This is a genomic window from Eggerthella sp., from assembly GCF_048329335.1.
GTDB classification, from domain to species: Bacteria; Actinomycetota; Coriobacteriia; order Coriobacteriales; family Eggerthellaceae; genus Eggerthella; species Eggerthella lenta.
Genome location: NZ_DBFEGU010000313.1, coordinates 1 through 8,657, shown reverse-complemented (window position 1 = coordinate 8,657; position 8,657 = coordinate 1). Strand labels below are relative to the sequence as shown.

At 62.6% G+C, this 8,657-nt stretch carries 8 protein-coding genes; 5 read left to right on the top strand and 3 right to left on the bottom strand.

The features are described 5' to 3' along the window. The 3 genes from ACMO6A_RS09895 to ACMO6A_RS09885 form a co-directional block, all read left to right on the top strand. A partial coding sequence (locus tag ACMO6A_RS09895; RefSeq protein WP_418471178.1) for a VWA-like domain-containing protein occupies positions 1-1,111 on the top strand: 1,111 nt, incomplete at its 5' end. Between the two features lie 119 nt (positions 1,112-1,230). Next, entirely contained in the window at positions 1,231-2,745 is a 1,515-nt protein-coding gene (locus ACMO6A_RS09890) for an ATP-binding protein (RefSeq protein ID WP_009306622.1), read from the top strand. 105 nt (positions 2,746-2,850) lie between these two features. Further along, on the top strand, positions 2,851-3,870 hold the full coding sequence (locus ACMO6A_RS09885; RefSeq protein ID WP_009609370.1) for a PDDEXK nuclease domain-containing protein: 1,020 nt from the start codon (positions 2,851-2,853) through the stop codon (positions 3,868-3,870). A 111-nt stretch (positions 3,871-3,981) separates the two neighbouring features. On the opposite strand, the gene ACMO6A_RS09880 is transcribed toward ACMO6A_RS09885, so the two are convergent. From ACMO6A_RS09880 to ACMO6A_RS09870, 3 genes are all read right to left on the bottom strand, one after another. After that, positions 3,982-4,761, bottom strand: coding sequence for a MerR family transcriptional regulator (locus ACMO6A_RS09880; RefSeq protein WP_009609417.1), 780 nt, complete (start codon positions 4,759-4,761; stop codon positions 3,982-3,984). Positions 4,762-4,960: 199 nt separating this feature from the next. After that, entirely contained in the window at positions 4,961-5,794 is an 834-nt protein-coding gene (locus ACMO6A_RS09875; protein ID WP_227111434.1) for a 4Fe-4S binding protein, read from the bottom strand. 128 nt (positions 5,795-5,922) lie between these two features. Then, positions 5,923-6,477 carry a TetR/AcrR family transcriptional regulator gene (locus ACMO6A_RS09870; RefSeq protein ID WP_009609388.1) on the bottom strand — a complete coding sequence of 185 codons (555 nt, stop codon included), beginning with the start codon at positions 6,475-6,477 and terminating at the stop codon, positions 5,923-5,925. Positions 6,478-6,708: 231 nt separating this feature from the next. On the opposite strand from ACMO6A_RS09870, the gene hdcA reads away from it, so the two are divergent. Beyond that, positions 6,709-7,662: a histidine decarboxylase, pyruvoyl type gene (hdcA, locus tag ACMO6A_RS09865; RefSeq protein WP_009609386.1), complete on the top strand. Its 954-nt coding sequence runs from the start codon at positions 6,709-6,711 to the stop codon at positions 7,660-7,662. A 76-nt stretch (positions 7,663-7,738) separates the two neighbouring features. Continuing rightward, positions 7,739-8,657 (top strand): amino acid permease (locus tag ACMO6A_RS09860; RefSeq protein WP_418471177.1); only part of this gene is annotated, 919 nt, incomplete at its 3' end.

Sequence of the window (8,657 nt, the reverse complement as noted above, 5' to 3'; positions counted from 1 at the left end):
GTTCTACATGGACGACCATGAGCCCTGGTACCGCCTCGCAGCCGCAGCGGAGGCCCGCAAAACGAATTCGGAAGAGGGCGAACGCGATGAGGGGGCGGACGCGCAGGACGGAGCCGCGTCGGCCCAATCCGCCACGAGCGGAACCGACATGGAGATGCCGTCCGATGCCGACCAGGCGAAGCCGAACCACAAGTCGCACCAGGCGGTCAGCCAGGACGACATCGTGCAGAAAGAGGCTCCCGAACAGGTAGGACGCTCCATCGACGACCGCTTCGCCGACACGGTGAACCTAGATCGGTCCAAGGAGCAGTGGAAGAGCGCGGCCTACGAGATGGGCGTGCAGCTTGACGCCTACGCGAAGCTGTGGGGCGTCGAGGGCGCGAACCTTGCCATGAACCTGCGCGCCGTGACGCGCGAGAAGCAGGACTATCGCGAGTTCCTGCGCAAGTTCGCCCGGATGGGCGAGCAGATCCGCGTGAACGACGACGAGTTCGACTACGTTTATTACTGCTACGGGCTCAAGCGCTACGGCAACCTCCCGCTCATCGAGCCGTTGGAATACGTGGAAGAGCGGCGCATCCGCGACTTCGTCATCGCCATCGACACCTCGGCCTCCACCAAGGACGGCCTCGTGCGCCGTTTCATCGAGAAGACGTACGCCATCCTCAGCCAAGAGACCAGCTTCTTCGCCGACATGAACGTGCTCATCGTGCAATGCGACGCCGCCATCACGGACGTCGCGCGCATCTCGAACCTGCGCGATCTGGACGACTACCTGGACGGCCTCGAGATCAAAGGATTGGGCGGCACGGACTTCCGCCCCGTGTTCGCCTACGTGGACGACGCCGTGGAGCGCGGCGACCTCGTGAACCTGGGCGGCCTCATCTACTTCACCGACGGGCAGGGAACCTATCCCGCCCGCAAGCCCGATTACGACACCGCGTTCGTCTTCGTCGACGACGCCTCGGCCGCCGCGAGTCCGAACGTCCCTGCGTGGGCCATGAAAGTGGAGCTCGACGAAACCGTCGTATTGGAAGAAATGTCAGCAATGGAGGAACAGGGTTTCCGTGGCGAGTCGCATAGCCACGAAGCGCCGAGGAGCTTGAGCTAGCGAACAATCCGGTGAATTGTTCGCAAACACATTTCCCGGCCGAGCGGCCGGGTCGTGTGCGAAAGCGACGAGGGGGTGAGCGGCTAGGCGGCCGCCACGGAAAGCCGTCAGGAGGAATCATGGACATCCGTCAGGCAAAGCAGCAGATCAAAAACGCCATGCTGGCGTACTTTTCGAAGGACGAGTTCGGCAACTACCGTCTGCCCACCGAACGGCAGCGCCCCGTGTTCCTGCTGGGCGCGCCCGGCATCGGGAAGACGGCCATCATGGAGCAGATCGCCCAGGACCTCGACGTGGGGTTCGTGTCGTATTCGATGACGCACCACACGCGCCAAAGCGCGCTCGGCTTGCCGTTCATCGCGAAGAAGACGTACGACGGCGTGGAATACGACGTGTCCGAATACACGATGAGCGAGATCATCGCCGCCGTGTACGACGCGATGGAGGCCACCGGCAAGCACGAGGGCATCCTGTTCCTCGACGAGATCAACTGCGTGTCGGAAACGCTGACGCCCGCGATGCTGCAGTTTTTGCAGTACAAGATCTTCGGACGCCACCGCGTGCCTGACGGATGGATCGTGGTTACGGCCGGCAACCCGCCCGAGTACAACCGCACGGCGCACGATTTCGACATCGCCACCTGGGACCGCCTCAAGCGCATCGACGTGGAGCCTGATTTCGCCGCCTGGCGCGACTTCGCCGTGGAGACGGGCGTGCACCCCGCCGTGCTCACGTACCTCGACATCGAGCGCGATCACTTCTACCGCGTGGAGACCACCGTGGACGGCAAGTCGTTCGTCACGGCGCGCGGCTGGGACGACCTCTCCGCCATGATGAAGCTGTACGAGGAGCAGGACATCCCGGTGGACGAGCTGCTGATCGGCCAGTACGTGCAGAACGGTGAGATTGCGAAGCGCTTCAGCGTGTACTACGACCTGTTCACGAAGTACCGCGCCGACTACCAGATCGAACGCATACTGGAAGGCTCCGCGGAACAGAGCGTGGTCGAACGCGCCCGCGAGGCGGCGTTCGACGAACGGGTATCGCTCATGGGACTGATCACGGACGCCTTGGGCGGACGGTTGCGCGACGCCGTGATGGAAGAGCGCGCGGTGGAGTTCGCGCACGGACGGCTGGCGGCGATGCGGGATGCGCTGACCGTCGACGACGCGAACGCGCTGCCCCTCCTGCGCGAAGAAGCCGCCTCGCTCCAAGCACGCTTGGACACCGAGCGCAAAGCGGGCCTGCTGTCGGACGAGAAGTACGTGGCCTACCAGCGCGCGCTTGCGCTGATCGACCGCGCGCTGCGCTGCGACGCTGCGGGCGGCGGGGTGCCGTTCTCGCAGGTGAAAGCTTTGTTCGGGGAAATGGTCGATGCGCTGGACGCGCGCATCGCGGCCGTGTCGAGCGCTTTGGACAACGCCTTCCGCTTCGTGGAGGACGCGTTCCGCAATGGCCAGGAGATGCTGCTGCTGGTCACCGACCTGTCCGTGAACCGCTACGGCATGGCCTTCATCAACGACCACGGCTGCGAGCGCTACTTCGCTCACAACGAAGACCTCCTGTTCTACGAACGCGGCGCCGACCTGGCCGACCGCATCAACCGATTGGATCTGACGGAAGACGAGGCTTGATAAACGAACTGATGTTCTGTATAATGAAGCGCATCGTATTCACTGGTTGGGTGCTACCCTAACTTTCCCGCAAAGGACAGCCGCCTTCTCGAAAGGAGGCTGTCCATGGCGCAGATCTACGATCCTTCCCCGGACGAAGCCGTCTATCAATCGGTTCGCACCGCACTCGAAACCGCGCGCACGAAAGCGGCGGCGGCAGTCAACGACGCGATGGTTTCCGCATATTGGGAGATCGGCCGGCAAATCGTCGAAGCGCAGGGCGACCGCGCCGAATACGGCCAGCATCTGATGGAATACCTGTCCGAACGGCTGACAGCCGAATTCGGAAAGGGGTTCACGGAACGAAATCTTCAAGCTATGCGGCAATTCTATCAAGCTTTCCCAATTCCGCACACACTGTGTGCGGAATTGAGTTGGTCTCATTATCGCCTGATCATACGCATAGATGATCCCGTCCGTCGCGACTTCTACGTGCGCTCCGCCGTCGAAGAGCGCTGGACGGTACGACAACTCGACCGGCAGATCCACTCGTTCTACTACGAACGGCTTTTGGCCACTCGCGCAGAAGGAAAAGACGAGGTTCGACAAGAGATCCAGAACCTCGAGCCGCCAACTAAAGCCGACGGCATCCTCAAAGACCCCTACGTGCTCGACTTCCTCGATCTGAACGGCAACTCGAACTACCTGGAAACGGATTTAGAGCAAGCGCTCATGGACAAACTCCAGCAATTTCTATTGGAGTTGGGGAAGGGGTTCTCGTTCGTCGCGCGCCAGCAGCGAGTCAGCGCCGATGGCGACCACTACTACATCGACCTCGTGTTCTATCACTACGTCCTCAAATGCTTCGTCCTGATCGACCTGAAAACCGGGAAGCTCACGCCCCAGGATGTCGGGCAGATGGACTTCTACGTTCGCCTGTTCGACGACCAATGCACCCAGCCTGACGACAATCCAACCATCGGCATCGTCCTCTGCGCGAATCGCAACGAGGCGGTAGCCAAGTATTCCGTCCTCGCCGATAAGAAGGGGATCTTCGCATCGCAGTACGTGCTCTGCCTGCCAACCGAGGAGGAGCTGTCGCAAGCCTTAGAAGCAACCTGCCTGCTCGCAAGCGAAGAAGAATAACCACGCTCCGGCGAAGCATCTTCGCTCGTAAAACACGCGTTGGGAGCCGAGGCGTGTTTTACGAGCGAAGATGCCGCCCCGCCGCCGCGAATGGCGACGGGGCGCACGTTCCTATGCGCAGTACGCCTTGATGGCGTCGCGGAGGAATTCCGCAGCACCGGGGGCGACGGCCTCGTAGTAGGCCTTGAAGCGGTCGTCGGCCACGTACATCTCGGCTAGGCCGAGGTGCGCGGCCTTCGAATACGTTCCGTCTTTCCAGAATTTGCACAGCCATTGGCGGTGCAGGTCGGCCGCGCGGTGCGCGTCCTCGCCCGTCGGGTCGCCCGCGGCCATCGCTGCCACCAGCGCATCCTTGACGCCCTGCTCCAACTCCTGGGTTCGGCGGTACTGCTCGACGCTCATGCCCATGAGCTTCGCGTTGCTCGCATCGGCCGCATCGTCGCCCCAACGCTCGCGCACCTCCTTGCCGTAGCGCTGCTCGTTCTCGTCCACGAGGCCTTGCTTGAACGCCTCGAACTTCTCTTCGTCTTCCATGGTTGCAGAACCTTCCATACAGGCGAGCGTCTTCTCCACGCTCGCGATCAATCCGTCCAATCGCCGCTTGCGCGCATGCAGCTCGCGCAGGTGGCCGGCCAGCGCGTCGCGCGCATCGAACGCGGGGTCGTCCAGCAAACGCCCGATGGCAGCAAGCGGCATGCCGCATTCCCGGTACAGCAGCACCTGATGCAGCCGGTCGACTTCGGCCGCGCCGTAGCGCCGGTACCCGTTGTTGGCGCGCTGCGCGGGCACCAGCCCCAGATCGTCGTAATGATGCAGCGTGCGCACCGTGCATCCCGACAGCTCGGCCAACTCGTGCACCGTGTACCCGACGCCCGTCCGTTCCCGTTCCATGCGCGCCTCCTTTCCTGCGTGCAACCAGCGTACACCCTCACGTTACGTGAGGGTCAACAGACGCGTGCAATTTTTTTCGACCGGATTGAGGTTGCGCGGCGCTCCCCTCGCCAGACGTTATTCGAAAGAAGGGCATGCGCTGATCGAAGTGGACAAACAGTACTAATGTTTCACGTGATACATTCCGATTCGGGCTCGCTTACCGCATGCGGCCCATGCGCAGACGCAGCACGCCCTTGGGACATACGTCGGCACAGGCGGCGCACTGGATGCATTCGGCGTCGGCGACGGCACCGCCGGCCAGGAGGTCTTGCACCGGCAGGCTCATCGGACACGCGCGGTCGCACTTCCCGCAGCCGATGCAGCCATTCGGATCGGCCTCGATGCGCAGTTGCGGAACCCGCAGCGCCGAACCCAGTTTCTCGCCCAATACCATGAACGGCGCCATCCAGCAGATGCAGTGGCACATGGCGCGACGCCCCAAGAGCAGATTGGGAACGAAGAACAGCGCCACGATGCCGAAATAGATAGGCAATCCCAAAGGGCTGTTCATAGACACGCCGCCCGGTATGCCGTACAACGGGTCGACCGTCGTGAAACCACCGGCGATCCATGCGCACGCTACGATGGAGCACACCCACGGCACCCAGATCACATACTTGACGCGCGCCCTCCACCCCAGTTTCGCGGGCTTGCCTACGGCGGTCGCCTCAAGCTCCTGCAGGCCGCCCGCCGGGCACAACCACCCGCACCACGCGCGACGCAGCACGATAGCCGACAAGAACTGCAGGCAGAACACGAGCATGCTGGCAGCCACCGCCCCTTCCAAGGCGCCCTCGATGATCAGCGCCGGCGAGAAGTAGAAGATGATGACCGGGAACAGCAGAAACGACACGAGCAGGGCCAGCCTCCGCGCGTTCTGCCGCTTCCTTCCCCGTTCGCGCCGCGCACGTACCTCGTCGGCCGAGCGCGCTGCCGACCCGCGCACCTCGTCGGCCGACCGCGCGGCTACACGTCCTCGCCCGCCTCGCATCGGACCATTCGGCTCCCCCGCTCGCGTCTCGGCCGAGGCGGCATCATGCAACATACGTTCTGAAACACCCGATGCTTCACGTGAAGCATCGCTCGCACAACTTCTCTCCGACTCCTCCATGGTTTCCCTCATCTCACCAACGTCAGCAGACCCGTGAAGGCCTCGTTCAAGCGTTCGCCCAGTTCCTCGTCGGAAAATTGCGCGCCCGCAACCAGCATGGCCGCCATACCGTGGGTGTACACGATCATGTGCAGGTACAGCGCGCGCGCCGCCGCGGGCGACAGATGCCCCAGCTCCTCGATGCATTGCTGCACGCCGTTGATGGCCACGCTCTCGTACACTTCCGCGAAGCTCGTCGCCTCCATGTGCGGAGATAGGTACAGGAATTGGAACAAATGACGCTCCGTGCGCGCAAGGCGCAGATGCGACAACCCATTCGCCTCGAACGCATTACGGCCGTCGTCCACATGCTCGCGGTTGTACGCCGCGACCCACGCGCGCGCATGGTCGTACAGTGCGTGCACGAGTCCTCGCATGTCGCCGAACAAGCTGTAGATCGGCTGCACCGAGCAGCCCGCCCGCTCGGCCACCGTCCGTGCGCTCAGCGCCGTTTCTCCCCTCTCTCGCAGCAAGCCCAGTGCAGCATCGAGCACCGTCTCGCGCCCCACTTTCTGCTCCGGCATCCTCACCCTCCCGTATATTACAACCGTTATATAACGTTTGTAATATACGGTATGTCAACAGCACCGTCAAGAGATGCGACGAATCCCGGCAACACCTTCCTTTCATCTTCGTGACGGCGCATCGTCGGGCAAAGCACGGCTCGCCATCGAAACCCCCCTGCGAAATTCCACACGCACGAGGGGTCCTACAATCGGCGCTGAAATCGTTCGCATACGAAAGGAGTTCCATCCATGAAGAACGTTGAGGAGCGACGCAACCGCACTATCGCTCGCGAGGCAAACCACCATGCAACCATGCGCGCGCCGCATATCGACAAGACGGCCATCAGTCCGTACGACGACTACTGCGACGGATACGGCATGCCCGGCGCCTACGGCAACGGCTACGTGTCCGTGCTGAAGGTTTCGGCAGGCACGGTGGAGAAGACCAACGACGAGCTGGTCGACCGCATCGTCACGTACGACAAGGCCGAGGCCGCCGATGCGTACGTCGGCCAGATCAACATGCTGACCGCCTCGTCGTTCTGCGGCATGGCCGGACAGGTGTGGGGCTACGACCTCGCCCGCCACGACTCGGTCGACAACGGCAAGAGCAAGCCGCTGTTCACCGAGAAGCAGTGGAACGGCCGCGAGCTGGAAGTGTACGACGCCGCCCCGCTGCTGAGCGCAGGCGTGGAGCTGTTCGGCACCGAGCAGAACCGCCGCTACCATCCCATTCCGGGCGCGCACACCATCTGCGCGAACAAGGGCGTCGTCGCCTACCGCCCGAAGACCGACCGCCCGCTCAAGGAGGGCGAAGGCTACGGCGTGTGGTCCTTCATCGCCATCTCCCTTTCCGCCGATCGCGACTTCGCGGCCGACCTGTTCATCGAGGATGCCGGCGTGTGGACCGAGAACGACAACGAAGAGGACATGATCGCGTTCCTCGAGCAGCATCGCAAAGCTATCGTCTGGTCCGTCGTCGAGTGCGGCCGCGACCAGAACGTGCTGTTCGACCGCACCTACGTGGGCTTCGCTCACCGCATGATGAAGCCGGGCGAGATCGGCAACGCCATCACGGTGGGTCCCTACGTCACGCTGGCCCGCAACGCCGTGCCCGCTACCGGATTCGCCTCGCTCAACAACCTGCACCTGTCCGACTGGCTCAAGCAAATGGACTTCGAGCCGCTCACGGACATCGCGTAACCGACGGTATCCCCCTGATCGAGCCGTCCAGGCAACCCCCGGGCGGCTCGATCACGTTTAGACAAGGACTGGAAACATGGCAGACAAAACCGCTTCCGGTTCCGGCGGATCATCGGCCCAGGACAGCTCGAAAAAAGTTGGCCTGATCGGCCTGGTAGGCATCGTCATCAGCGCCATGATCGGCGGAGGCATCTACAACCTCCCCCAGAACATGGCCGCAGACGCCTCCGCAGGAGCCATCATCATCGCCTGGGTCGTCACCGGCATCGGCATCTGGTTCATCGCGAACACGTTCCGCATCCTGTCGGCCGCGCGACCCGAGCTCACGAACGGCCTGTACACGTACGCCGAGAAAGGCTTCGGCAAGCTGATCGGCTTCTTCGTGGCGTACGGCTACTGGATTTGCAACTGCTTCGCGCTTGTTGCCTACTCAGTGCTCGTCATGGCCACGCTGAACTACTTCGTGCCCGACTTCACGGGCGGCAATAACATTCCGTCCATCATCGGCGGCTCCATCATCACGTGGATCATGTACCTGCTGGCCCTGCGCGGCGCGAAGTCCACCAGCTTCCTGAACATCATCGGCACCATCGGCAAGCTGCTGCCCGTGTTCATCTTCATCCTGGCCGTGGCCACCGTGTTCAAGTTCTCGGTGTTCATGGAAGGCTTCTGGGGCATGAAAGACGGCGTGGCATTGACCTTGGACTTCAGCAACGTCATGCCTCAGGTTTCGTCCACGATGCTGGTCACGCTGTGGCTGTTCCTGGGCATCGAGGGCGCCGTGGTCGTGTCGGGCAAGGCGAAATCGCAGGCCGCAGTGCGCAAAGCAACCACCATCGGCTTCCTCGTCACGCTGGCGCTCTACATCGTCGTGTCGCTTCTGCCCCTCGGCGTGTACTCGCAAGCGGAAGTCGGCAGCATGGCCGACCCGTCGATGGCGGCCATCATGCTGAAGTCGTTCGGAAAATGGGGCGAGATCATGGTGAACGCCGGCG